The 23,423-nt window shown below is 62.2% G+C and carries 28 protein-coding genes; 17 read left to right on the top strand and 11 right to left on the bottom strand.

The features are described from left to right. Positions 1–4: 4 nt before the first annotated feature. From LB538_RS15445 to LB538_RS15425, 5 genes are read left to right on the top strand one after another with little or no spacing between them, the layout of a single operon-like run. Complete coding sequence (locus LB538_RS15445; RefSeq protein ID WP_224523836.1) at positions 5–502, top strand: TadE/TadG family type IV pilus assembly protein; 498 nt, start codon at positions 5–7, stop codon at positions 500–502. Further along, positions 496–1,131 (top strand): TadE/TadG family type IV pilus assembly protein, encoded by a 636-nt coding sequence (locus LB538_RS15440; RefSeq protein ID WP_224523833.1) that lies wholly within the window; start codon positions 496–498, stop codon positions 1,129–1,131. The genes LB538_RS15445 and LB538_RS15440 overlap by 7 nt, the downstream gene beginning before the upstream one ends. Then, complete coding sequence (locus LB538_RS15435; RefSeq protein WP_224523830.1) at positions 1,128–2,291, top strand: CpaE family protein; 1,164 nt, start codon at positions 1,128–1,130, stop codon at positions 2,289–2,291. The genes LB538_RS15440 and LB538_RS15435 overlap by 4 nt, the downstream gene beginning before the upstream one ends. Beyond that, the gene (locus tag LB538_RS15430) at positions 2,278–2,853 is read left to right on the top strand and encodes a L,D-transpeptidase (RefSeq protein WP_224523826.1); all 576 of its coding nucleotides are present in this window, start codon (positions 2,278–2,280) and stop codon (positions 2,851–2,853) included. The genes LB538_RS15435 and LB538_RS15430 overlap by 14 nt, the downstream gene beginning before the upstream one ends. Next, entirely contained in the window at positions 2,850–3,407 is a 558-nt protein-coding gene (locus LB538_RS15425) for a hypothetical protein (RefSeq protein WP_224523823.1), read from the top strand. The genes LB538_RS15430 and LB538_RS15425 overlap by 4 nt, the downstream gene beginning before the upstream one ends. 28 nt (positions 3,408–3,435) lie before the next feature. On the opposite strand, the gene LB538_RS15420 is transcribed toward LB538_RS15425, so the two are convergent. Further along, complete coding sequence (locus tag LB538_RS15420) at positions 3,436–3,969, bottom strand: hypothetical protein (protein ID WP_224560531.1); 534 nt, start codon at positions 3,967–3,969, stop codon at positions 3,436–3,438. A 208-nt stretch (positions 3,970–4,177) separates the two neighbouring features. Between LB538_RS15420 and LB538_RS15415 the strand changes: the two genes are divergently transcribed. The 3 genes from LB538_RS15415 (at position 4,178) to LB538_RS15405 (ending at position 7,058) form a co-directional block, all read left to right on the top strand. Further along, positions 4,178–4,882 carry a thermonuclease family protein gene (locus LB538_RS15415; protein WP_224523820.1) on the top strand — a complete coding sequence of 235 codons (705 nt, stop codon included), beginning with the start codon at positions 4,178–4,180 and terminating at the stop codon, positions 4,880–4,882. A 258-nt stretch (positions 4,883–5,140) separates the two neighbouring features. After that, positions 5,141–5,887, top strand: coding sequence for a GGDEF domain-containing protein (locus LB538_RS15410; protein WP_224523818.1), 747 nt, complete (start codon positions 5,141–5,143; stop codon positions 5,885–5,887). Positions 5,888–6,152: 265 nt separating this feature from the next. After that, positions 6,153–7,058 (top strand): LysR family transcriptional regulator, encoded by a 906-nt coding sequence (locus LB538_RS15405; RefSeq protein WP_140847209.1) that lies wholly within the window; start codon positions 6,153–6,155, stop codon positions 7,056–7,058. Here LB538_RS15405 and LB538_RS15400 read toward each other — a convergent pair. The 5 genes from LB538_RS15400 to LB538_RS15380 all read right to left on the bottom strand — a co-directional run bounded on the left by LB538_RS15400 (position 7,042) and on the right by LB538_RS15380 (position 12,637). Then, a complete protein-coding gene (locus tag LB538_RS15400) occupies positions 7,042–7,746 on the bottom strand; it encodes a peroxiredoxin-like family protein (protein WP_224523816.1) in 705 nt (234 codons plus the stop codon). The two genes, LB538_RS15405 and LB538_RS15400, sit on opposite strands and share 17 nt — an antisense overlap. Before the next feature lie 140 nt (positions 7,747–7,886). Further along, a complete protein-coding gene (locus LB538_RS15395) occupies positions 7,887–9,233 on the bottom strand; it encodes a dihydrolipoyl dehydrogenase family protein (protein ID WP_224523814.1) in 1,347 nt (448 codons plus the stop codon). 19 nt (positions 9,234–9,252) lie between these two features. Further along, positions 9,253–10,647, bottom strand: a complete 1,395-nt coding sequence (locus LB538_RS15390) for an NAD(P)/FAD-dependent oxidoreductase (RefSeq protein ID WP_224523812.1) — start codon at positions 10,645–10,647, stop codon at positions 9,253–9,255. A 33-nt stretch (positions 10,648–10,680) separates the two neighbouring features. Further along, positions 10,681–11,832, bottom strand: a complete 1,152-nt coding sequence (locus LB538_RS15385) for a patatin-like phospholipase family protein (protein WP_224523810.1) — start codon at positions 11,830–11,832, stop codon at positions 10,681–10,683. Positions 11,833–11,854: 22 nt separating this feature from the next. Then, a complete protein-coding gene (locus tag LB538_RS15380) occupies positions 11,855–12,637 on the bottom strand; it encodes a 3-hydroxybutyrate dehydrogenase (RefSeq protein WP_224523808.1) in 783 nt (260 codons plus the stop codon). Between the two features lie 242 nt (positions 12,638–12,879). Here LB538_RS15380 and LB538_RS15375 point away from each other — a divergent pair, with 242 nt between their 5' ends. From LB538_RS15375 to LB538_RS15365, 3 genes are read left to right on the top strand one after another with little or no spacing between them, the layout of a single operon-like run. Continuing rightward, on the top strand, positions 12,880–13,137 hold the full coding sequence (locus tag LB538_RS15375; RefSeq protein ID WP_224523805.1) for a LysR family transcriptional regulator: 258 nt from the start codon (positions 12,880–12,882) through the stop codon (positions 13,135–13,137). Further along, the gene (locus tag LB538_RS15370) at positions 13,134–13,382 is read left to right on the top strand and encodes a LysR family transcriptional regulator substrate-binding protein (RefSeq protein ID WP_318011885.1); all 249 of its coding nucleotides are present in this window, start codon (positions 13,134–13,136) and stop codon (positions 13,380–13,382) included. Before LB538_RS15375 ends, LB538_RS15370 begins: the two co-directional genes overlap by 4 nt. After that, the gene (locus LB538_RS15365; RefSeq protein WP_263482389.1) at positions 13,315–13,788 is read left to right on the top strand and encodes a LysR family transcriptional regulator substrate-binding protein; all 474 of its coding nucleotides are present in this window, start codon (positions 13,315–13,317) and stop codon (positions 13,786–13,788) included. The genes LB538_RS15370 and LB538_RS15365 overlap by 68 nt, the downstream gene beginning before the upstream one ends. Positions 13,789–13,841: 53 nt before the next feature. Here the strand turns inward: LB538_RS15365 and LB538_RS15360 are convergent, their stop codons facing one another. The 5 genes from LB538_RS15360 to LB538_RS15340 form a co-directional block, all read right to left on the bottom strand. Next, positions 13,842–14,306, bottom strand: coding sequence for a DUF302 domain-containing protein (locus LB538_RS15360; protein ID WP_224523790.1), 465 nt, complete (start codon positions 14,304–14,306; stop codon positions 13,842–13,844). 42 nt (positions 14,307–14,348) lie between these two features. After that, positions 14,349–15,551 carry an MFS transporter gene (locus LB538_RS15355; protein ID WP_411909022.1) on the bottom strand — a complete coding sequence of 401 codons (1,203 nt, stop codon included), beginning with the start codon at positions 15,549–15,551 and terminating at the stop codon, positions 14,349–14,351. An 88-nt stretch (positions 15,552–15,639) separates the two neighbouring features. Then, positions 15,640–16,122 (bottom strand): cupin, encoded by a 483-nt coding sequence (locus tag LB538_RS15350; protein ID WP_224523770.1) that lies wholly within the window; start codon positions 16,120–16,122, stop codon positions 15,640–15,642. A gap of 192 nt (positions 16,123–16,314) precedes the next feature. Next, positions 16,315–17,226, bottom strand: a complete 912-nt coding sequence (locus LB538_RS15345) for a LysR family transcriptional regulator (RefSeq protein ID WP_224523769.1) — start codon at positions 17,224–17,226, stop codon at positions 16,315–16,317. 205 nt (positions 17,227–17,431) lie between these two features. Beyond that, positions 17,432–17,707, bottom strand: coding sequence for a hypothetical protein (locus LB538_RS15340; protein ID WP_224523767.1), 276 nt, complete (start codon positions 17,705–17,707; stop codon positions 17,432–17,434). A 640-nt stretch (positions 17,708–18,347) separates the two neighbouring features. On the opposite strand from LB538_RS15340, the gene LB538_RS15335 reads away from it, so the two are divergent. The 6 genes from LB538_RS15335 (at position 18,348) to LB538_RS15310 (ending at position 23,090) form a co-directional block, all read left to right on the top strand. Further along, positions 18,348–19,226 (top strand): patatin-like phospholipase family protein, encoded by an 879-nt coding sequence (locus tag LB538_RS15335; protein WP_224523765.1) that lies wholly within the window; start codon positions 18,348–18,350, stop codon positions 19,224–19,226. A gap of 232 nt (positions 19,227–19,458) precedes the next feature. Beyond that, positions 19,459–19,728 carry a DUF2282 domain-containing protein gene (locus LB538_RS15330; protein WP_140700495.1) on the top strand — a complete coding sequence of 90 codons (270 nt, stop codon included), beginning with the start codon at positions 19,459–19,461 and terminating at the stop codon, positions 19,726–19,728. 43 nt (positions 19,729–19,771) lie between these two features. After that, positions 19,772–20,806, top strand: coding sequence for a DUF692 domain-containing protein (locus LB538_RS15325; RefSeq protein WP_224523762.1), 1,035 nt, complete (start codon positions 19,772–19,774; stop codon positions 20,804–20,806). Beyond that, positions 20,793–21,593: a DNA-binding domain-containing protein gene (locus LB538_RS15320; protein WP_224523760.1), complete on the top strand. Its 801-nt coding sequence runs from the start codon at positions 20,793–20,795 to the stop codon at positions 21,591–21,593. Before LB538_RS15325 ends, LB538_RS15320 begins: the two co-directional genes overlap by 14 nt. A gap of 26 nt (positions 21,594–21,619) precedes the next feature. Further along, on the top strand, positions 21,620–22,066 hold the full coding sequence (locus LB538_RS15315; RefSeq protein WP_224523932.1) for a DoxX family protein: 447 nt from the start codon (positions 21,620–21,622) through the stop codon (positions 22,064–22,066). Between the two features lie 412 nt (positions 22,067–22,478). Continuing rightward, a complete protein-coding gene (locus tag LB538_RS15310; protein WP_224523758.1) occupies positions 22,479–23,090 on the top strand; it encodes a hypothetical protein in 612 nt (203 codons plus the stop codon). Positions 23,091–23,423: the final 333 nt, after the last annotated feature.

Raw genomic sequence — 23,423 nt, 5'->3', positions numbered from 1 at the left:
AGCCATGCTGGTCGCGCTCAGACATATCATCCGGCATTTCAAGAGCGACGACGATGGGGCCGCGCTGGTCGAGATGGCTATCGTGACGCCCTTCGTGCTGCTGCTGTCGGCCGGCGTCTTCGAGTTCGGGAACATCCTGAACACACGCATGCTGCTTGACGCCGGCGTCAAGGATGCGGCTCGCTATATGGCGCGCTGCAGCAGCGATTGGGACACTTGCAAGGCGCTGGCACAGACGCTTGCGGCCAACGGGGCGATCAACGGCACCAGCGCTCGGGTGAGTGGATGGCTGCCAAGTCAAGTTATAATCACCCCGGTATTATCCACCCCGGCGATCGATACCGCGACCGGCACCGAACTCTACCTCAGCAGCACTGCCAACGTAATTGTCGTGCAGGTCAGCACATCCTATCCGTATCCGGATCTCGGCTTCTGGTCCTATCTCGGTTTTGGTCAAATCAGCCTGTCCGTATCCCATCAGGAGCGCGTCCTCGGATGGTGATGCTGCGACGCAGGTTCTGGGCGAGCGAATGCGGCGCGACGATGGTCGAAGCGGCCATAGCCATGCCGCTGCTGCTGACGCTGTTGCTCGGCTTCGTCGACTTCGGCTATGCCTTTTATCAATGGAACGCTGCAGACAAGGCGGTGCAGGCCGGAGCAAGGCTGGCGCAGATTTCCAATCCGGTCGCAAGCGGGCTTTTACTCGAGGCAAAAACGCCCAGCAACTCGCTGGACGTGGGCAACCCTGTCCCGGCCAATACCTACAATTACATCTGCACAGCCAGCGCCGCAGGAGTTGCCTCGTGCACCTGCGGATCGGGGGCTACATGCCAGGACCTCACCGCGAGCCAGGCTGCATTCGACTTCATTCTCAGCGGCAGTAGCAGCCAACCTGGAATGCAGACATTCCTGCCATTGCTGGCCAAATCCGAAGTGCAGATTCAGTACCAGGCATCCGGCCTTGGTTACTGGACCCGGCCCAACGGCCCCGTTCCGACCATCACGGTCAGCATCGTCAATCATCAATTCCAGTTCTTCTTCCTGGCCGGTCTGCTCGGATTTTCCAACATCACCATGCCCTCCATGCTGAGTACAGTAACGGGTGAAGATTTAAAGAGTACATCGCCATGAACGCCATCGACACCAGAGTTCTCCCGACCAAGCGCAAGCAGGTGGCGCTGTTTTCCGCCGACCCCAATTTCAAGCGCGATGTCACCACGCGGCTCGATGCGCTGGCGATCTATGAGGTCAAGGTCTCGGACGCGGCGGAGTTCCTGAAGGGGCCGCCTGTCGACAGCCGGCCCGGCATCATCATCCTCGATCTGGCCAATGGCGAGCTGCTCGGCAATCCGGCAATCGTCGAGGCGCGCGCGGCCTGGGCGTCGGTGCCGCTGATCGCGATCTCGGACGAGCTCACCTCCGAGCAGACGCGCGTCCTGGTGCGCATGAACGCGTCCGACTGGCTGCACAAGCCGCTCGACGCCAAGGAGCTGCTCAACGCCGTCACCTTCCACGACACTGGCAGCCAGGGCACCAAGAGCCGCATCGTCACCTTCATTGCCGCCAGCGGCGGCGCCGGCGCCACCACGCTGGCGATCTCGGCGGCCGAGTATCTGGCCGCGAAATCGGCCGAGCGGGCGGCCTCGACCTGCCTCGTCGATCTCGACTTCCAGAGCGCCAATTGCGGCGCCTATCTCAACCAGTTCAACCAGTTCGACCTCTCCGGCATCATCGGCCAGCCGGACCGGCTCGATGTCGAGCTGATGGACGTCATCAAACTGTCGCGGCCCTCCGGCCTGACGCTCTATTCCTTCGAGCGGCCGCAACTGCCGTTCGAGCCGCGCGGTTCCGACTTCGTCTTCCGGCTGCTCGATCTCGTCGCTTACCGCTTCGACGACATCGTCATCGACCTGCCCAACATCGAGACGCCGTGGCACGATTCGGTGCTGCGCACGAGCGACGAAATATTCATCGTCTTCGAGCTCAACGTCGCTTCGCTGAGGCAAGGCAAGCGGCTCTACAAGAAGATCCGCGAGTTGCGCGGCAACAAGGTCAGCATCACGCTGGTCGCCAACAAGCACAAGCGCAAATGGTTCGGCAACCACTTCTCGCGCAGCGAGCTGGAGAAGATCTTCAAGGCGCCGCACATCAAGTCGCTGGCGCTGGACAACGCACTCCTGGCCGACGCGCTGAACCGCGCCATCCTGCCTTCCGAGGTGGACGGACGCGCGCGCTTCAACAAGGACTTGAAACGCATGTTCAAGGAGCGACTGGACAATGCCCAGCGCTAGCCTTCGCATTGCCGGGCGTCTTGCCGCGGCCGGCCTGATCGGCATCGCGCTGGCGTCGGCCTGCGGTTTGGCGCAAGCCGGATCGGGCCTGCCGCCGCTGCCGGCCATGGGCCCCAGCCTGCGCAAGGCGGTCGCCTTCGAGACCGGCGAGCAGCCCGGCACGATCGTCATCCGCAAAAACGAGAAGGCGCTCTATCTGGTGACCGCAGCGGGGCATGCGCTGCGCTACCAGATCAGCGTCGGCCGCGACGGCTTCGGCTGGACCGGAACTGTCAAAATCGCTTCCAAGACCGAATGGCCGGAATGGCGCCCGCCCAGGGAAATGCGCGCGCGCCGGCCGGAACTGCCGGCGATGGTGCCGGCCGGTCCCTACAATCCGCTCGGCGCCAGGGCGCTTTATCTGTCGCGCGACGGGCGCGACACGCTCTATCGCATCCATGGCACCAACGATCCCAAGGGCGTCGGTTTCGACGGCACGTCCGGATGCTTCCGGCTGACGAACACCGATGTGATCGATCTCTTCAAACGCGTCGCGGTGGGCGCAAAGGTGGTGGTTGAATGACGATGATCAGCGAGCCGGACGTCCCGGCAATCGAACTCGGTCACAGGGAAGCCGCTCCGGGAAAGCCCAGCCGGGCCAGGCTGATCGGCGTCGTGGCGGTGGGTGCGCTGCTCGTCACCGTCGTCAACGTGACGGCCGCGGTCTATCTCTATCGCGGCGTCAACGACCTCAAGACGATGGAGGCGCGGCTGGAACAGCTCGGCCAATTCGAGCAGCGGATCGGCGCCCGCATCGACACCGTCAATAACGGTTTCCAGAGCCGGTTCGAGACGCTGGACCATCAGTTGCAGGCGAGTTTCGGCCGGATCAACGGCAATATCGCCAAGCTTGAGCAAGGCCAGCCGGTCGCCGCCAGCGAGCCGGCGCCCGGCGCGGCCGAGCCTGCCCTGCTCGACAACACCACGGTGGCGGATGCGTCCGCGGCCGACGGAGACGCTGGCGCCGGAGACGGACAGCCCGCGTTCAAGCGCAAGGTCGCGCCTCCGGGGCCCAACCCGTCCTACCAGCGCATCCAGCAGCCCGACGGCAAGGTCTATTACAAGAAGATCAACTGAGCAGGCGGTCTTCGCCTAGACCGGCAGGTTACAGATCGCGCTGCAGCGCAAGCATGCGGACAGCGCGGGCTTCGGCACGCAGCTTTGCCTCGCGCAAGAAGGCGACATGGCAGTAGGCGCATGCCGCGAGACCGAGGCACAGCACCAGGCAGTTCTGCAAGCTTAGGTCGACCATCACCGAGAACTGAAGGCCATGGGGCGTGACGAAGGCGGCGATCGTGCTCGCCGTTTCCGCGTGGCTGCTCAGCGCCATCATGGACCCGGCGAAAATGATTGCAGCATGATTGGCGATGAAGAAACCGCCGGACCATTTTGAGCAGCTTGCCATCCAGCAGGCGCCCGCCGCGAAGACAATGATGGCCGCATCGAGCGCCATCGATCCGCCGAGATAGACGTGCACCTGCTGCCAGAACATGGTCGAGAACGGCCGCAGCTCGAGCCAGGCATGCCACGCAGCGGGGCTCGCCGGATAGAAGCCGAGAAGCAGCGCCGCCGCTCGCTCCGCCGCCAGCAGAATGAGCACCAGGGCCGGAAAGGCAAAAAGCAGTATCGGCTTGCGCATCATGTCATCCCCTCGACATCCGATGGCCGATTCTAGGCCGCATTGGTTGCGCGAGACTTAACGCAACGCCTTGCTTTTCAAGGAATGTCGCTCACATCTAATGTATGGTCCGGTTCAGCGGTCGGGGGGGCGCCATGTCGACAGGAGCTAACGGGTCGGGCTCGGGCCGCACCGCCGGCTATCGGCACGATCCCGCGAGGGTCCACGCGTGAACCAGGTGAGCCCGTCCGGCCGCCCGCTGCTAGCGTCCGCGCTCGGCGGCCTCGGTTTGCTCGCAGGCATGGTGCTGATCGTCGAGGGCGGCCGCCTGCTGCCGCCCGCTTCGATCGCACCGGCTCAGGACGCCGGCGACCTGAAGCCGGCCTTCCATGGCCCGATCCATGACGCGCGGCCAGGCCGGCCGGCGCGCAAGATCGCCGAGGACCTCATTGCGCCGCCGCCGCTCGACCCATCCGGGATCGAGCGCATCGAACCGCGTCCTCCGCTTAGCGAGCTCGGACTTGCGCAGCGGCCGCAGACGCCGATGCCGCAGGATTGGCGCGAGACGCTGCTTTTCCGTCCCGTCGCGACCTCCTCGGCGGTCGTCGAAGCCATGGGACGCACCGTCGCCATCAGCGGGACGGTCGACATAGGCCCCGACAGGACCTGCATGTTCGACGACACCGCCTGGCCTTGTGGCCAGCGGGCGCGGGCCGCCTTCAACGCCTGGCTGCGCGGGCGGGCGCTGAAATGCTTCCTGTCGCCGGACGTCGACCGTTTCGCCATCGCCGCGCCCTGCGCGCTCGGCACGCAGGATGTCGGCGCCTGGTTGGTTTCCAACGGCTGGGCGATGGCCGCTCGCAACGGCATTTACGGCAAGGCGGAGGTGGTGGCGAGAACCGCCCGGATGGGCATTTTCGGCCCACCGCAATAGTGCTGCCGCGGGAAAGCCGGTGGCCGCTCCCCTCGCGCACTTGCGTGAAAGCAGAATGGTCAGGGCGGTTCAGCACTTCTAAAACCTGGACTGGGCCGACGACCTGGCAGGTCGTTAGCCGCCGACCGCGGCCGCCGCTGTGCCGGATCCGGCGCTTGCCATGGAGAACATGCCGACTTGCATCAAATTGTACGTTTCCCTGACACCGAAATCGTAACGGACCTCCTGTATGCCATGCGTCGAACAGGAGATTGGCCCTTGACTGCGAAAACACCGACCGCGCCGGTTCAAACGTGGAAGCACCTCATCTTGCTGGCCGCGCTTGGCACCGCCGTCTGCGTCGGGCTTTCGCTCGGGTTGAACTACCTGCTGCTTTTCAGCGACAGCCTCACGCCATTCGGCCGCGGGGCAGTTACGGCAATCATCGTGCCGATCGTCATCGGTCTGCCGTTGTTTGCCTTGCTCGGCTGGCAACAGGTGGAGATCCGCCGCTACCGGCAGGAACTCACCAGATCCGGCACCTACGACCAGCTGACCGGCTGCCTGAACGGCAAGGTGTTCACCTCGATGGTCGACCGGAGGGCGCAGAGACCGGCCGGTCCGCGCTCCGGCGCCTTTCTGGTCATCCATCCGGAACATCTGGCATCGATCAACCTGCGTTTCGGTCTCGAATGGGGCGACGAGGCCTTGCGGCTGATCGCATCGGCCATCCGATCCGCGGTGCGCAAGGACGATCTGATCGGCCGGATCGGAACCTCGATGTTCGGCGTCTTCCTGCCGGGCGCGAGCGAAGAGGACGCCAAGGACATCGGCGAGCGCATTCGCGGCACGGTCGGCGAGATCTACTTCGCGCCGAAAGGCGACAAGGACGTGCTTGCGATCAAAGTCGGCGGCGTCATTTTCGAGCGGGAGCTGGATTTCGAGGACATGTTCCGCTTCGCGGAGGAAGGCATGGCCGAGATCCCGGACGAAGCCGGCCTGCGGCTGTCGCATGTCACCAACTGAGCCGGCGTGATCGCCCGACACGCCCACCAGATGTTTCGGAAAGCCGGTGCTGCGTGAGGATTGAACTTCCGCTAATTCAATAAAAACAATAGTTTACACTATGTTTTCTAGCATTGTGACGACCGACAAGGTGACCCTGCTGGACAATTGTCTTGCGGGCAAACCCCAGCAAATCACCCCTCGACCTTGCTTGGATTTGCGCTAGCATGACCGCGAATTAGCTGTTCCTGAAGAAATCGAATTTCGCTGAAGGGGGCGAAAATTCATGGAGATGCAGCAGGTCCGCTATTTCTTGGCCCTGTCCAACACGTTGAACTTCACCAGAGCGGCCGAGGAATGCAACGTCACTCAGCCGGCGCTTACGCGCGCGATCAAGACGCTTGAAGAAGAACTAGGTGGCGAGCTCCTCCGGCGAGAGCGTCAGCACTCGCACCTGACGGAACTTGGACGGCGGATGCTGCCCTTGCTGCAACAATGCTATGACGCGGCCACTTCCGCCAAGTCATTGGCCAAGGCTGTGCAAAGCAGTGACGTTGCGCCGCTCAATGTGACCATTTCGAACAGCATCAACATTGCGCTGCTGGTTTCGCCGTTCACCGAGCTCTTTCGGGCCTATCCCGGTGTGCATCTCAAAATCCACCGTGGCTCGCCGGCGGCTGTGATCGAGGCGCTAAAGGGCGGTGAAGTAGAGCTGGCGATTGCGGGCCCCCTTGGACAGGCTTGGGACCGCCTGGACGTGTGGCCTCTGTTCCAGGAAGGGATCGAACTCGCGGTAAATTCAGATCACCCGCTCGCCCGGCGAAATGAGGCTGATGTCGCGCTGGCTCAGCTCGCCGCCGAACCTGTGCTCAGCCGGATCGATTGGGAGACGAGCGAGGAACTAGCGCGTTGTCTTTCCGCTAAAGGGTATACTCCCCGGACCGCGCATGAAGTCGAGACCGATCAGGATCTCCTTGCGCTGCTTGAGGCCAATGCCGGAGTTGGCTTTGTCTCGCTTACGGCACCGCGATCCTCGAACATCCGCCGGCTCAAACTTCGCGATCTGGACGTCTCGCGGATCGTTTCAGTTTATGCGGTCGCCGGCAGGCAGCGCGCGCCTGTCGCGACGACGCTGCTCAATCTCTTGAGAGCGGCCGACTGGTCATCCTTCGGCGTCAGCGAGCCCGCGTGAGCGCCGCGATCAGGTCGTCGATGTCCATGCGACGGCGGTAGTCCGGATCGACAAAGCGATCGGTAATGATCCCGTCGGTTCCGACGACGAATGTGGCCGGGATCGGCAGGAACCAGCTGGAATTGCCCTGGTAGCTTGGGAGGTCATAGGCAACGCCCATCAACCGCTCCATCTCGGTTCCGATCCATATTGCCAGGTTAAGAGACAGGGCGTAGCCATTGTCCATATCGGTCAGGAAGGGGAAGCTTGCGCCAACCGCGGCCTTCATGGCCCTGGCGAATTTGCCTCGCTCGGGCATGATCGCCACGATTTGCCCGGCCAATGCCGCGATCTCCTGCTGCGCTTCGACGATGCCGATCGCGTTCAAACGGCAGTAAGGGCACCAATGCCCGCGCTGGAAGGTGATCACAGCGGGCCCTTGGAGCAGGATGTCGGCCAGGCCAACCAGCCTGCCTTCGTCGTCAGGCAGCAGGAATGGCGGCATGACATCGCCGGGCTTTGGCGCCGCCGCTCCGGCACCCTGCTTCTCCAGGCGTTCCACCAGCCGATCTACAGCGTCCGCGAACTCCGAGTTTAGGCGGCGGACCGCCGCGGCAACCACCGCCAGCCGTTCATTGAGAGGCGCATCAAGCTCGATGGCTGCCTGCACGGACTGCTCGAATGTCATTGCCTGGTCGTCGGCGGCCATGTCTGCACTTTCATACCTCGCACACAGCCTATCACCGTAACCCCTCGGCAGTTGCCATGTTTTTCCTGCATGGATTTGATGCCCCACCTGCATCGACACATGCCAGATCTGTGTCTTCTTCGCTGACCCGAGGCGACGCGTTACATCATGTTCCTGATATCCGCCGTGAAGGTCGGGAAAGCGCAGACCATCTCAGACAGCTCTCGTGCCGTGATGCCGTGCTTCATCGCGAGCGCAAATGTGTGGATCAGCTCTTCGCCGGCATGGCCGACCAGGTGAGCCCCAAGGATCCTGTCTGTCGTTTCCTCGACGATGATCTTCGACCACGCTACCGGCTCGGCGTAAGTCCTGGCCGAAAGCCAGCCTTGCATGTCGTTCGAGCGGACTTTGATGATGAAGCCGCGTTCCCTCGCCTTGGCCTCGGTCAAACCGACGGTTGCCACGGCCGGAATGCTGTAGAGCGAGGCAGGTATGTGACTGTAGTCGGGCCGATGTTTCGGGCCGTCGACGATATTGCGGCCGACGATGCCGCCCTCGTAGGTCGCTATCGGCGAAAGCTGCGGAGAATTCCAGACCGCGTCCCCGCAGACATAGACGTCCGGATTGGAACGGGACCTCAGATGATCGTCGATCTCGATGCGGCCTTCGCGATGCACGATGACGCCGGCGCCGAGATCGAGGCCCTCGACATTGGCAACGCGCCCGGCGCAATTGACGGCCCGATCTGCGTCCACCCGGTATTCGGCGCCATCCTTCGCGAAGCTCACCCGCATTCGCCCGTCGACCTCCTCGATCTCCTTGACCCAGGCCTTGGTATGAATGCTGATACCCAGGCGCTCGCTCTCGCCAAGGAGCTGAGCAACGGCATCCACGTCGAAGCTTCCCAGAAGCTGCGGCAGCGCCTCGAGGATGGTGACTTCGACGCCGGCGCGCGCATAGACGTGACCCAGCTCGAAAGCGATAACGCCACCGCCAATGAACACCACGGCGCGAGGCAGCGCCGGATCGCTCAGCACATCGTCCGATGTCGTCAGGAATTCCGAGCCGGGAATCGGCATTGGGCGCGGCTTCGAGCCGGTGGCGATGACGATGTTCCTGGCCTCGAATTCTCGACCGCCGACGCGGATGGCGTTGCTGGCGACAAATGCGGCCTCGCCGTAGATGACGTCGACGCCTCGCTTGGCCATCAAACCGGACAGTCGGGACGGGATGTCTCTGATGATGTCCTTTTCCCGCTCGATCAAGCCTCGCCAATCGAGCCGCGGCGGTTCGATCCTTATTGCATGATCTCTGGCCCTTGCGATCTCGTCGAGCGCGTGGGCTGCCGCGACCAGCACCTTCTTCGGCGTGCAGCCGCGATTGGGACAGGTGCCGCCAAGATCGCGAGCCTCTATCATGGCGACGGAAAGTCCGGCGGCGCGCGTCGCAACCGTCACGCCCATTCCGGCATTGCCGCCGCCCAGGATCACGACGTCATACTTTTCCATCGCCATCGCCTCCGCCGCTCTAATGAAGCTTGATGCGCGGTCTGGCGCGCCTGACGATCATCTCGCCGATCGAAGCCAGCGTTGTCTGCGCCAGGCCGTGCACCGCCGTGAGATGCAGCTTGTGCAGCGCGCGATAGACGAGCCTTGCAACGAGACCTTCGATCTTCAGTCCCCCGATCAGGCTGCCGAACGCACCGTGGTCGGCGAGTGAGACGAGGGAGCCATAGTCGCGGTAGCGATATGCCGGCGGGGCCCGCCCCGCGAGACGCGCCGCAATCACCTTGGCCATGTGGTGAGCCTGCTGATGGGCTGTCTGGGCGCGCGGCGGCAAGGCGTTTTCTTCGCCCGGGAGAACGCAGTTCGCGCAGTCGCCAATCGCGAACACATTCTCGTCTGCGACCGTGCGCAAGGTTTCATCGACGATCAGGCGGTTGATGCGATCGGTTTCGAGACCTTCGAGACCCTTCAGGAAATCCGGCGCCTTGATACCGGCCGCCCAGACGACCAGTTCGGCAGGCACAAAGAGCTTGTCGCCGAGCCGTATACCGTCTTCGGTCACTTCAGTGACCTTGATCCCGCAGCGTATCTGCACGCCCAACTTGATCAGCAAGCGTGCCGTGGCGCGCGCCATCTGCTCAGGCAGCGCAGGCAGGATCCTCGGTCCGGCTTCGACGATGGTGATGCGGATCAGCCTTTCGAAATCGATGTTGTCGAGATTATGCGACGCAATCTCGCGCATCGACTTGTGAAGTTCCGCTGCCAGCTCGACGCCGGTGGCGCCGGCGCCGACAATGACGCAATGGAGCTGACCGGGTGAAAGCTGCTCATACTGCGCATTGGCGCGCAGGCAGGCGTCGATCATGCGCTTGTTGAAGCGGGCGGCCTGTTCCGCGGTGTCGAGCGAAATGGCATGGCGCGCGGCGCCTGGTGTGCCGAAGTCATTGGTCACGCTGCCGACGGCCATGACCAGCGTGTCGTAGCCCAGAACGCGCGGCGGGATGACCTGGCGACCGTCATCGTCGAAGCTGGGCGCAACGAAAACCTGGCGTTTGGCACGATCGATGCCGACGACCTCGCCAATGCGGTATCGGTAGCCGTGGCGGCTGGCATGGGCGATGTATTCGACCGCATCGTGTGATGCGCTCAAGGCGCCGGATGCCACCTCATGCAACAGCGGCTTCCAGATATGGGTGCGGTTTCGGTCGACAAGCGTGACGGAAAGCCGCCGGTTGCCGAACTTGCGGCCGAGGCGCGTCGCCAGTTCCAGGCCGCCCGCGCCACCGCCTACAATGATCACGCGGTGCAATGACTTGTCCGCGTGCGAGGGAGTCTCCGGGATCGTGCGGAACAGCGCAGCATTGTTGGCGAGCACGGCTTCCGGGATCAACCGCATGCCGGGGGTGACAATCTGCATCGGTGGTCTCCGTATCTTGCTCGGCGCGGCACGTCACTCTTGGGATTCGTGGATCACGATGCCTTGCAGCATGTCGACCTCGCATTCCCAGGGCTTGTCAGCGAGGACGCGCTGCCCATGCTCGTATCCTGCCTGCCAGCGCGTGCGTATGCCCGAGCGGGTGAAGTCGATGTCCTTGGTGTGGTCCTCGCCGTCCAGTCGCGGCGAAAGCAGGCGAACGAGATGCATGACCGACGGGCAGCCATAGGAGGCGAGCTCCTTGAACATCGGATCCTCGCGACGCTCCTCCGGCACGAGCCTTCCCAGTTCGCGCACGACATGCCGCAACCGATGCAGTTGCTCCTGCCGTGCAACGTGGCTCCGGCCGCGGCTGGCGTATTGAAGGTCCTTCTGTCGCCCCATGACCTGCCAGATCGATTTCGGCTCGTTGGCGCGGGGCTGCCACATGTTGACGGCAAAGATCAGCGCGTCGCGCCGAGGGCGCTCGTCCAGCACGACCTCGATGGGCGTGTTCGAATAGATGCCGCCGTCCCAATAGGGCTCGCCGTCGATGCAGACTGCCGGAAACGCCGGCGGCAAGGCACCCGACGCCATGACATGCGCCGCCGACAGGATCATCTCGCGCGTGTCGAAATATTTGAGCTCGCTGGTGTTGACGTTGACCGCGCCGACCGTCAGCCGCGTGTGGCGCCCGTTGAGATAGTCGAAGTCGATCAGATTGCTCAGCGTCCTCTTGAGCGGATCCGTGGTGTAATAGGATGCGTTCTCGACACCGACCTCGCGGTTGACTCCGAACATGGCGCTTGGGTTCGGCTCGAAGAAACCCGGGATGCCGCGCATCACCGTGCCCATATTGGCAAAGATGTTGCTTGGAACCATCATCCGGAAAAACTCGTCGAACGGACTGCTGCGGCTGACGCCGTCCCAGAATTCCTGGAGCCTGGCGAGACGCACGCGGGGCTCGTTTCCAGCAATCAGCGCGGCGTTGATGGCGCCGATGGACGTGCCGATGACCCAGTCCGGTTCGATGCCACCCTCGACCAGCGCCTGGTAGACGCCGGCCTGGTAGGCGCCGAGCGCGCCTCCGCCTTGAAGGACAAGAACGGTCTGACGCTTGACTTCGCCCTGGTGGCCGATCGCCGGTCCTGCTTGCGGGGCGGACAGGTTTTGCGTGATCTTGTTCATCGCCTTCGCTCCTCGTGCGGGTCTAGTGAGCAGTCCAACCGCCTTCGATCGGCATCACGGCGCCGGTGATCGAAGCCGCGTCGTCCGAAGCCAGGAACAGGCAAAGCGCGGCAACCTGCTCGACCGTGACGAACTGCTTGGTCGGCTGCGCTGCCAACAGAACATCCTTGATCACCTGCTGCTCGGTGATGCCGCGCGCCTTGGCGGTATCCGGTATCTGCTTCTCGACCAGCGGCGTGAGCACGTAGCCGGGGCAAACGGCGTTGACTGTGATGCCCTGTTCGGCAACCTCCAGCGCGACTGCCTTGGTCAGGCCGGCGACACCGTGCTTGGCAGCGACATAGGCGGATTTATAGGGTGATGCGACGAGCGCGTGCGCCGAGGCCACGTTGATGATGCGGCCCCATTTGCGCGCCTTCATCGCCTGCAAGGCGCGCCGGATCGTATAGAATGAAGACATGAGATCGATCGCCACCACCGCTTCCCATTTCTCGATCGGGAAGTCGTCGATCGGCGCGACATGCTGAATGCCGGCGTTGTTAACCAGTATGTCGACGGCGCCGAACTCGGCGATGGCTTTGTCCATCATCGCCGTGATGGCGTCGCCTTTGCTCATGTCGGCATTGTCGTATCGAACGGCGGCCTGATGATCGGCCGCAAGCTTGGCCCGCAGGCGTTCGATCTCGGCGGCGTCGCCAAAGCCGTTCAGAACGATGTTGCAGCCCTTGGCCGCGAAGGCTTCGGCAATGCCTTGCCCGATGCCGCTGGTCGAACCGGTGATGAGCGCTGTCTTGCCTTTGAGCATCGTCTTGTCCTTCCGATTGCGCTACGAGCGACGGGGTGCGGGCCGGCTCTGGATCTGACGATGAGTATGGTGAACCGCCGCAAGCTGCGGAAATGCCGTTGAGACATGGATTCGATAGCTGACGGTCAGATCGTCGGCTGTGGAGGTCGATCGACCGCTCGGGTTGTTTGACGTCAGGGCAGCTAGTAAGATTGCATGGCACCCGGGCCGTGCCGTATGCACCTCCAGTGAGGGAGCGTGCAGTGGAGATCAGCCAGGTCCGATACTTCTTGGCCGTTGCCAAGGAACTGAATTTCACGCGGGCGGCCGAGCAGTGCAATGTCACGCAGCCGGCGCTGTCGCGCGCCATCAAACTCCTGGAAGATGAATTCGGCGGGCCGCTTTTCCACCGCGAGCGCCGTTTCACTCACCTCACCGAGCTCGGCCGCATGGTTGAGACCTTCTCGAGGGAGTCTTCGAGAACTCTCGCCAGGCAAAGCAGATTGCCGAGCAATATGTGAGCCTGAAGAAGATGCCGCTCAAGGTCGGCATCATGAGCACCATCGCTCCGGACGAGATCATCGAGCTCATCGCGGCCGTGCGCGCGCACCACCCGGGCGTCGAGCTGCATCTTTGCGATGCGGACGCGGCAAGCCTCAGGAGAAGGCTGATCGAGGGTGAGCTCGAGGCTGCCATCTATGCGTTGCCTTCAGACGCCCCGACGAAGAAGTGCACGCCCTGCCGCTTTTCCAGGAGCAGATGGTGATGGCTGTTCACCTGACCCATCGCTTGCCAATCAGCGCGCGGTGCGGGTGAAGGATATGAGCAACGAAAGCTACATCCATCGCAACAATTGCGAGTTCGCCGGCTACGCGGATGCCATCCTTGCCGAACAAGGCGTCACGGTCAGCCCGGTATACTGGAGCGATCGTGACGACTGGACATTGGCGATGATCGCCGCCGGGCTCGGCTTCGGCTTCATGCCCGAGCATACCGCCAAGCATCCTGGCGTGGTGCCTCTGCCGATCACGGAGCCGGAATTCTGGCGGGAGGTCAATCTCGTCACGGTGCGCGGCCGCAGGCATTCGCCCGCGGTCGGCGCATTGGTGCGAGAGGCCACGCAGAAGAAATGGTTCGGCGAGCGGGCTAAAGCGTTGTCCGCCGCCGAATAGGGTCGCCGGGCAAGGCAGCGTGCCTTGCGTGTCCGGGCAATGCTTTTGCGCATTCAGTTCTTCTTGACGGTTGAGGTCACCGACTGGATGACTTCCGTCGCCATCTTGAACTGCGCGGTGCGGTCGGTGATGCCGTGCCGCTTGGCGATCCAGTCGAAATCGCTGTAGGCGGCGTAAACCGAGCCGTCGGCGCTCTGGTAAACCAACACTCTCACAGGCCAGTCGAGCCCGGCTTCGGGATTGGAGGTGATGAAGGTGGTGCCGAGCGCCGGATTGCCGAACATGACGAGCCGCGACGGCCTGACATCGTTGCCCGCATTCTTGCCAAGCTGTGCCTGGTCGATGACGCCGAAGAACTTGATGCCTTTCTTGAGCACGTCCTTCTTGATGCGGGCGACGGTTTCGGCGACGGAATAGTCGCTCTTGACTGTGACGACGCCGTCCGAAGCCGCAGTCGGGAGGGCAGCAGCCATCAGCATGGCGGCGCCTGCAAACAGAGCTTTGAGATGGTTGGTCATGTCGGTCTCCTTGGTTGGACAACTAAGTTTCGATTTCAGGTCTCAGGCCTTCGGCGTTTGCAGCACGCGTGCGATCGCGATCGCACTGGCGAGAACCGCGGCCAGCACGATCACGCATGCGGTCCAGCCGACACGGTCGTAGATCTGTCCGATGAGGAAGCTGCCGGCGAGCCCGCCCGCGTAGTAGGACGCGAGATAGATGCCGCTCGCGGCGGCGCGATCGCGCGGCGCGGTCCGGCTGACATGTCCCGTGGCTATCGCTTGAGCCAGGAAGGTGCCGACGGCGACCAGCGCCATCCCGGCGAGGACGACCGGAAGGCTGGGTGCGAGCAGCAGAAGCAAACCGATGATCGCCAGCCCAAGCGTCGCGCCCACCCCCATTTTCGGGCCCAGGCCTGAGGCCACGCGCCCGGCGAGCGGGGTGGTCAGCATCGATGGCAAGAAGACGAAATAGACTGCGCCAAGCGCCATGGGGGTCAGCGAAAGCGGCACCGCGACAAGCTGAAAATTCACATAGGTGAACGTGCCGATAAAGACGAACAGGATCAAAAAGCCGATCGCAAAACAGGCACGCAGCTCGGCGTTCCGCAACGGGGCTTTCCAGGCGCCGCGGGCGGGCTGACCTTCGGCGTCGGCGCGCATCATTGCCGAGGTCTTTTGCAACGTGAACCAGACAAGGGTGGCGCCGAGCAGATTAAGCGCGGCGAAGGTCAGAAAGTTGGTGGAGATGCCGAACGTGTCGGCGACAGCCGCCGACATCAACCGGCCGAAAAAGTTGCTGGCAACATTCCCCGTCACATAGGCCGCAAGCGCGCTCGTCGTCTGCCGCGCCGAAAAATGCTCCGCCAGGTAGGCCATGGTGAGCGTGAACGCAGTCGACATGCAAAGGCCTTGCACCACGCGCAGCAGTGCGAAGACCACAATATTGTCCGTCTGCGACAGCAGCGTCGTCGGGATCGCCAGGATGGCCAGGCTGATCCAGATGCCGTTGCGGCGGTCGATGCCGCGCCCGAAGAGAGCGACGGCAATCCCGGCCACCGCCATGCCGAAGGTGCTGGCGTTGACGGCAAAGCCCATGGTGGCGCGGCTGACGCCGAATTTTACCACCAGCGACGGCAGGATGGCTTGGGTGGCGAACAGATCGACAAGCGTCAGGAACGCAATTAGCGCGATCAGGCCGAAGCGCCAGCTATCCGCGGCCGCCATGCGAAGCCGCGTCGGTTCGGAATGCTCACTGGTCGTCATGACGGGCTCCGTTGCCACGTCCTCAGGCAATCGCCCGAGGACGGTTTTTAGTTTCTGATGCCGGGATATCTTCACCGCGGCGACCGGCTTACATCATGTGGTCTTCATGCATCGCCGGCGGCAGGACGTCGGCGGAATAGAGGACGGCCGGAACCTTGCCGTTGTTCTTCCACCAGTGGGCGAGCTGGCCGAACTCGGCGGTCGCGTCGCCGGCCGGATGCTCGATGCCGACCTTGCAGGTGCTGGCGTATTCAGTGATCGAGCCTTCGACGACGATAATGTTGGCAGGGCGGACATTGTGCTCATGCCACGGCACGACGCCGCCGGGCTGAACGACGAGCTTGCGAAGGCGCAGCATGTTGCCTTTCCAGGCCTCGCCCTTGCTGCTCAGATCGATTGCAGAAAGCACCGTGTCGGTCACGCCGACCGGCTTGCTGGGATGTTCCTGGATATCGGTGGTGGCGGCCTGGCCGGCAGGGCAGTCGCCGGCGAAAGCCGGGGCCGCGGAAAGTGCAGCGGTCGCGGACAGCATGCCCAGCGCGAAGGCAAGGTTGAGTTTCTTGGTAGCCATCTCGTATTTCTCCTTTGTCGGTGCCCAATCGCGGGAGGCGGGGCATGACGAGGAGAGTGACCGGAAGCTCCTCCAAAGAGAAATGCTGACTGGCTCTTAAATCGATACCTGAAAACTATCGCCGATCATCATACGGGCGCAGCAATCCGCGCCACGACATAGATCATGGCGTCGGTTCTTTTCTTCGACTTGCTATGCAGCCGTTTTCCTAACCAGATCGATGCCGCTTTCCGGCCAGCTATGCGCCTTGACGCTGTTGACGAAAGTCGATGTGGCCGGCGAGAACCGGCGCCCGGCTACGACGACAAGCGATACCTCTCGCCAAACCTCCGGATCTATGACGGGCCTGATCTGCAATCCCGGGATGACGGCGCTGAATTCCGGGATGAAGCAGATGCCCAGCCCGCCGGAGACCATGTTTTGAATCCAGTCTTCGCGTTCGCTGGCGTAGGAGATCCTGAGCTTGACGCCACGTTCATTGCAAAGGCCCGCAAGATAGTCGCGATACTCGCAGTTCAGGCGTCTGAGATAGTTCTCGCCGTCGAGTTCCGAGATGGCGACATTGTCGTTTCGGGCCAGCCGGTGCCCGTTGGGAAACGCGAGCACGAACCGCTCGCGGTAGAGAGGCGTGACATCGAACCTCTCCGGAAAGCTGTTGCTCGACGCCATGATGGCGACATCGATCTCACCCGCTTCCAGCAGCTGCGACAGGGACGCCGGCACCCCCTCGACAAGCTGCAGCTGGATGCCCTGCTGGCGCCGGTTGAAGTCCGTCAGCAGCCCGGTAAACCGCCGCGGACCGATCGTGCACATCACGCCAACCTTGAGATTTGCATTCTCCAGGCAAAGGAATCTCGACGCCTCCTGGCGAACGCCGGTCACCTCATCGAGGATCTGCTGAAATCTGGGGCGGAGCAAAGCGCCCAAATCGGTGAGGTGCGTCAGATTCCGCTCGCGGCGAAACAACAGTCCGCCGACCTCATCCTCGAGCTGCTGGATGGCGCGCGAGAGCGCCGGCTGGGTAACGTTGCACTTCTCGCCTGCGCGCGTGAAATTCCGGGTCTCGCAGACGGCCAGGAAATAGCGAATGTGATGTATGTCCATGCGGGTCGTCCCTCAACTGCATCTGCAGGCTCGAACCCTGCCGCAATGCATTCCATCACGCCAATGCACGGGGGGTATAAAGTCGATAGCAATCGGTCATGATGAGCTTCCGGCGAATGCCCTCGCTTTCTCAAAAGGATGATGGCGAGCAAGCTGCTCGCCATCGTGCCGCCGTCCGATGTTGCCCGAAACGGTTGTCGAGCGCTCAGTTGGCGCCGCCGAGCGCCTGGAGGTTGGCGCAGAATTCGGCGTGCGGCTTGCTCATCGCCGCATCCTGGCACTCCTTCATCATCGCGCCCTGCTTGTCCTTCGACATCGCGTCCCAGGCGGCCTTGAATTCAGCCTTGGGCTTCATCGTCTTCATGCTGGCGTCGGTGAAGAAGGGCTGCATGTTGGACGGCTCGTCGAGCGCGCCGGCGAACGCAGCGCCGCCGAGCATGGAAAGTGCAAATGCGCCGATGCAGATGGCTTTGATATTCATGGTGGGATCCTTCTCCGGAGTTGTGCAATCGCCCCTTTGACGACTGCGTTGATGACCGGCAGCATTTTGGAACTCTATTGTTCCCGCTTGCCGAGGTGGACCTTGCTTCATCCGGCGCTCAATTCGCCAATGCCATCTGCGAATGGGGTTTATGCCGGTTCTGCATTCCGGGCGTGCGCCGCTAATTGGCTCCGCCCAAAACAAGCACGTTGGCGCAGTATTGTGCGTGGGGTTTGCGTTGCACGCCTTCGTCATCTTGACCCGGTCATGCTTTGACAGAGCGAACCAGGCCTTCTTGAACCCGGCCATCGGTTTCATCGTCTTCATTGTGGAGTCTGCATAGAAGGTCGGGAATGCAGCGAGGTCGCTGAACGGGTCGGCGGACGCCGGGCTCACGCCAAGACAAACTGCAAGCACAGCCACACAGGCAAGTTGTCTTCTCATCATTCATCTCCCTTCCAGGCGCGGCTCCGGCAACGGCGCCAGCCTGATCGGGATGAAGATTGTCGCGCGCGAGGGCCGGCAGCCGATGCAATCTGCCTATGGACTTCATGCCACCTTGGCATTTCGGCTGAACAAGAAGATGCGGCAGTCTCTCTCCAATCGCCCTTGCTGGCGACCTTGGGATGGAGACCAGGCCATGCTTGCCCAGTCCGCAGTGAGCACAGTCCAATCGATGACGTCAGCGACGGATCTTATCACGTCAGTGACGGATCCTAATGTCGAGGGCCGGACGATCGACATCGTGCTGGCAAACGACGCGCATGCCGCTTTCGTCTGGGGTGTGCTCGATCGGCTACTGGACGAGCCGAACTGCAGCGTGAGCGGCGTTACCGCGTCGGGCTTTGCAGCGATGCAGGCGGCGGTCTTTGCTTATGGGCTGAGCGTCGGCGGAAGGCGCGGCGCGCGGACGGCACTCGCCAATTTCTGGCGGCGCGTCAGCCATGCCTCGATGTTCGCCATCGACAGAACGAGCCTGCTTAGATCGATGCTGGAACAGTCGATCGAGCTTCAGCCTATCCGCGACGAAGACTGCCCGGTGAAGCTGCGCGTCGTGGCCGTCAACGCCCGCACAGATGCGGTGAAGATATTCTCGGACGAACAGTTGTCGATAAACGCGATCGTGGCGGCAGCGGCTGTTCCGTTCCTTTCGCCGGCCATTGAGATCGATGGCGATCTCTATTGGGGCGACGGCGACATCTCGCAATTGCCGCCTGCGGCATCAATCGGAGCCTGCCATCGTGTGGGGGTCAGCGGCAAGCCGTCGATATTCATGGCGCGCTGTCCGGATCGCAGCCCCGGCGCCACCCAATGCGTGACCGGATGCGCCCCGGTTCACAGCATCTTCGACAGCCACTATCGAGCTGGAGCTCCGCTGCTTGTGAGGCCCTGGATCGATTGGGGCGAGCTGGCTGACATTCGTGACAGGGGACGGCAATGTGCCGAAGACTGGCTTGCCGCTGATCTTTCCAGCACCGACGAGCGCCCGCCCAGCGACTGCAAAACCCAATACATCTAGGCGCTTTCCTCCCGCCTAGCCGCGCCTGCTTCGCATACTCCCGAATGCAGGCGCCAGGCCCTCCGGTTCCCGGCCGGAGGGCCTTTTCGCGCCGCCCTCGGCACATCGTGGCCCGCTTATCAATTCCATGCCGAGACAGCATTTCAGCTCGGCATGGCGATCGTGGAAACTGATCTGCAGACGGGCCTCAGGGCCGGTCTTTCCGTCGAAACGCCAACCAGGAGACAAGCCTGTGATCAACACCAAGACCCTTATCGGCTCGGCCCTCGCGGCCGCCACCTCGCTCGCCGCCACGGCGGCATATAGCGGTCCCGCCGCCAAGCCCGGCTTCGCCTTCGAGAAGTGCTACGGCGTCGTCAAGGCCGGCCAGAACGACTGCCAGACCGCGACGCATTCATGCGCCGGCACTTCCACCGCCGACAACCAGCCTGACTCCTGGCTCTACGTGCCGGCCGGCAGCTGCGCGAAGATTTCCGGGGGCAGCGACAAGCCCAAGGCCTAGCCGACTTTCCACCTCGAGCAATCAGACCAGAAGGAGGAGACCGATGTCCAATATGTTTTCGCCACTCGCAATCCCCGCATCGGCGGGCATCGGTCTTCGCTCGCCTCACATCGCGGAGATGCTGACGCGGCGCCCGTCCGCAGGCTGGCTCGAGGTCCACGCAGAGAACTACATGGGCGACGGCGCGGGCGTCCAGGCGCTGGAAAGACTGCGCCAGACCTATCCGCTGTCCGTGCATGGCGTCGGTCTGTCGCTGGGCAGCGCGCAAGGCCTGGATCGCGACCATCTCGAAAGGCTGCGGAAGGTCTGCGAGCGCTTTGAGCCCGATCTGGTTTCCGAGCACCTCGCCTGGAGCGTCGCCGACGGGGCCTATCTCAACGATCTTCTGCCATTGCGCTATGACGAAGAGGCGCTCGCGATCGTTGCCCGCAACGTCGAGACGGTTCAGGACACGCTGAAGCGACGTGTGCTGATCGAGAACCTGTCGGCCTACCTGGCATTCGCGGACTCCTCGATGAGCGAGGCCGAGTTCCTGGCGGCGCTCGTGGCGCGAACCGGCTGCGGCCTGCTGCTCGACGTCAACAATGTCCAGGTCTCCGCACATAACCTGCAGTATGATGCCAAGGCCTTCATCAACGCCCTGCCGGAAGAGGCTATCGGCGAGATCCATCTCGCCGGCCATGCGACCAACCAGGTCGGAACCGACACCGTGCTGATCGACGATCATGGCTCGCGCGTGCCGCCGGTCGTCTGGGCGCTCTACCAGCATGCCGTGGATCGGCTTGGGCCGCGCCCGACATTGATCGAGTGGGACACCGACGTTCCCGTTCTCGACGTGCTGCTGGGCGAAGCGATGTGGGCCGACATGCTGACCGCATCGATCATGTTCAGCCGCAAGCAGGCGGTGCGGCGCGAGCAAACGGCAGAAGCCCGAGCGACGCCGATCCGCCTGCCGATCGAAGCCGAAACGACAACCAGCATGCCCGTCCTTGCGGCGTTCGCGGCTGCCAGAACCGCGAGACCATCCGTCTCCCTGGCGCTGCCTCCGCTCGAGGAGGAATACCATGCTGCCGCTTGAGCACCTGCAGACCACGATGGCGCGCTCGGTGCTGGCCAAGGGTCCAACGATCGCGGCGAGATTGCTGACCGCGGGCAAGGCCGATCCGCTGGCCCGCCTGCGCATCTACCAGAACAACACCCGCAGCTTGCTGACAGCGGTGCTGATGGCGGTCTTTCCTGTCACGGTTCGCCTGGTCGACGAACGTTTCTTCCGCTACGCGGCGAGCGAGTTCATTCGACGCCATCCGCCAACGGAATCGCGGCTGGCGCGCTATGGCGCCGGCTTCCCGCGCTTCCTCAAGTCGACCGACACGTTGTCCGACATGCCGATCGTTGCCGAAACGGCGCGGCTCGAATGGGCCATAGCCGAGGCGCTCGATGCACCTTCGTCGCAGCCCCGCAGCCTCGCTGAATACGACAACACCGAGCTCGGTCCATCGCCAGATATCGTGTTGCAGCCTTCGCTGCGGCTGGTCATTTCGCACTGGTCGATCCTTTCGGTATGGACTGCGCATCAGCAGGAAGGACCCGTCGACCAGAACAGCGCCTGGACAAGGCGCCCCGAACGCGTGGCGTTGTGGCGGTCGGGGGATAACGTGCGACTTGCTCTGCTCGACCGTGCGAGCCTCGCCTTCTGGCATTCGCTGAAGCATGGTCTCGGCCTTGAGCATGCCACCGGCCGTGCGTTGGCCCTCGACCCTGCCTTCGATCTGGTTTCCGCCCTTATGCGTCTGTTCGGCGACGGTCTCGTCACCAATGTGCGCGTCGCCGCGAATTTCCTCTCAAACACATGGAGACAGCCATGAGCGCAGCATCAGAACATTCCTCGTCCATGCCGGCCGGCCTTGTCGGCCTCTACAGGCGCGCCATCAAGCTGCCCGAACATATTCCATTTTCGCTGGTCCAACTCGCCGCGCGCGTGGCGGTGGCGCATGTCTTCTGGCAATCGGCCCAGAGCAAGCTCGCCTCGTGGCCAGTGACGCTGCAGTTGTTCGCAAACGAATACAACCTGCCGTTCATCGATCCCTCGATAGCGGCGCCATTGGCGACAACGGCCGAAATCACAGGCTCGGTGTTGATCTTTTTTGGACTGTTCTCGCGCCTGGCGGCCCTGATGCTGCTCGGCGTCGTCTCCGTCATCCAGCTCTTCGTCTATCCGGAGAACTGGGCCGAGCACCTGTTGTGGGCCTCGTTGCTGCTCCTGGTGCTGACACGCGGCGCCGGCATTTTCTCGCTCGACCATGTCGCGGAGCGAAACCTTTCGGCGTCTCCTAGATGAACATCCCGACGGGTGAGGCTATCGCTTACCCCGTGCTCGCGGACTTTGACGATAGCCATGTCTTGAAATCGGCGCGAAAGACGGACGCAGACCTTTGGCTCTCAAGAGCTTCAGCAAATTCAACGGGATAGGCTGGTGCTGCGAGAGAGGATTGAAGTCCCTCAGATTCAACACCGCAGCATTGAAAACAAAGAGCTTTTCAGGCCAACGCATTTACTTCCATAACAGCGGGTCCACAACATCTTCAATAAGGAAAGAGGTGGACTCGGAGTTGAGCCTTCCCAGGACCGGAGTTTCCAGTTGGCGTCTTGGCTGGTGATGATGTTGTAGAGATTGCACATGCGGTATCTTTCCGCCCCAGAAGTTGGTATATTCAGTCCGGTGAAGCTTCTTGTGGTTAATGGAGCGGGCTGTGAACGAACTTACACCAGAGGCAAAAGATGCCATTCGCACCTACATGCTAAAATTCGTAATTCCATCCAGTGTTCTGCTTACCATCATTTCAGGCTCTCTTGGCTATGTTGTTAGTGGCCTAGCACGAATTGACGCGTCATCCGAAGCCGCCAAGTATGCGATGATGGCTGCTGGAGAGGCCGCCAAGGCAAATGCCAATGCAACCGTTGCGGCGTCTGAAGCGGCCGATTCCAAAGACAAGGCTCAAAACGCTTCAAAGGATGCATTAGCCACTAAGGCCTATCTAGAGTCTGTAAAGGGTCAGGTCGATAAGGTTATGACGGGCCAGTATGGGGAGTTTGCCACCGCTCTTTTCGCAATCCCGGACTTTCGATCTTCGGTGGGAAAACTTGGCCAGAACGAGCTTGTGGAAATAGACGCCCGGCTTGACGCACTGGAACTTCGAAATTCCAACACCCTTACGGCTTTCGGGATCATTCGAAACAGTACGCTGGTTGCAGGCACCAACGTGTCGTATGATCCGGCGTCGGGAATTATAGCGTTCGCGAATCCAAGTGGGGTCGCTTTCGTGCCGCTGGCTTCGGCAGTTCAGTCAACGGTCAGTACTTGACCGAGTCATGCTACGTGCGTGCCATTGGCGCCAATCAATTCGTTCTTTGGCAAGGCGCTCAGGACACAAGCGGTCGCAATGAGGCTCCAAGGGATTGCACCTTTGCGGTGATAGGCGGAACCTCACATTAGATAATTGGGCTCCTTGGTTCGGGCGCTCGGCAGTATCCGAAACACAGATGTTCGACTTATCCCGACGGCTACTACGATGTCGTTTGGACGATCCTAAATATCGTCGGATTGAGGAGGCATGCGATTGATTGAGGCTCTACGGGCCGAAATAAAGGCGACGGGCTTCGTGTTTATCGAGCGATTCCTGCCAAATCACGCCACT

The organism is Mesorhizobium sp. Ca11, from assembly GCF_020165275.1.
In the GTDB taxonomy this organism is placed as follows: Bacteria; Pseudomonadota; Alphaproteobacteria; order Rhizobiales; family Rhizobiaceae; genus Mesorhizobium.
The sequence above is the reverse complement of the archived record's forward strand: the minus strand, read 5'-3'. Positions and strand labels throughout refer to the sequence as shown.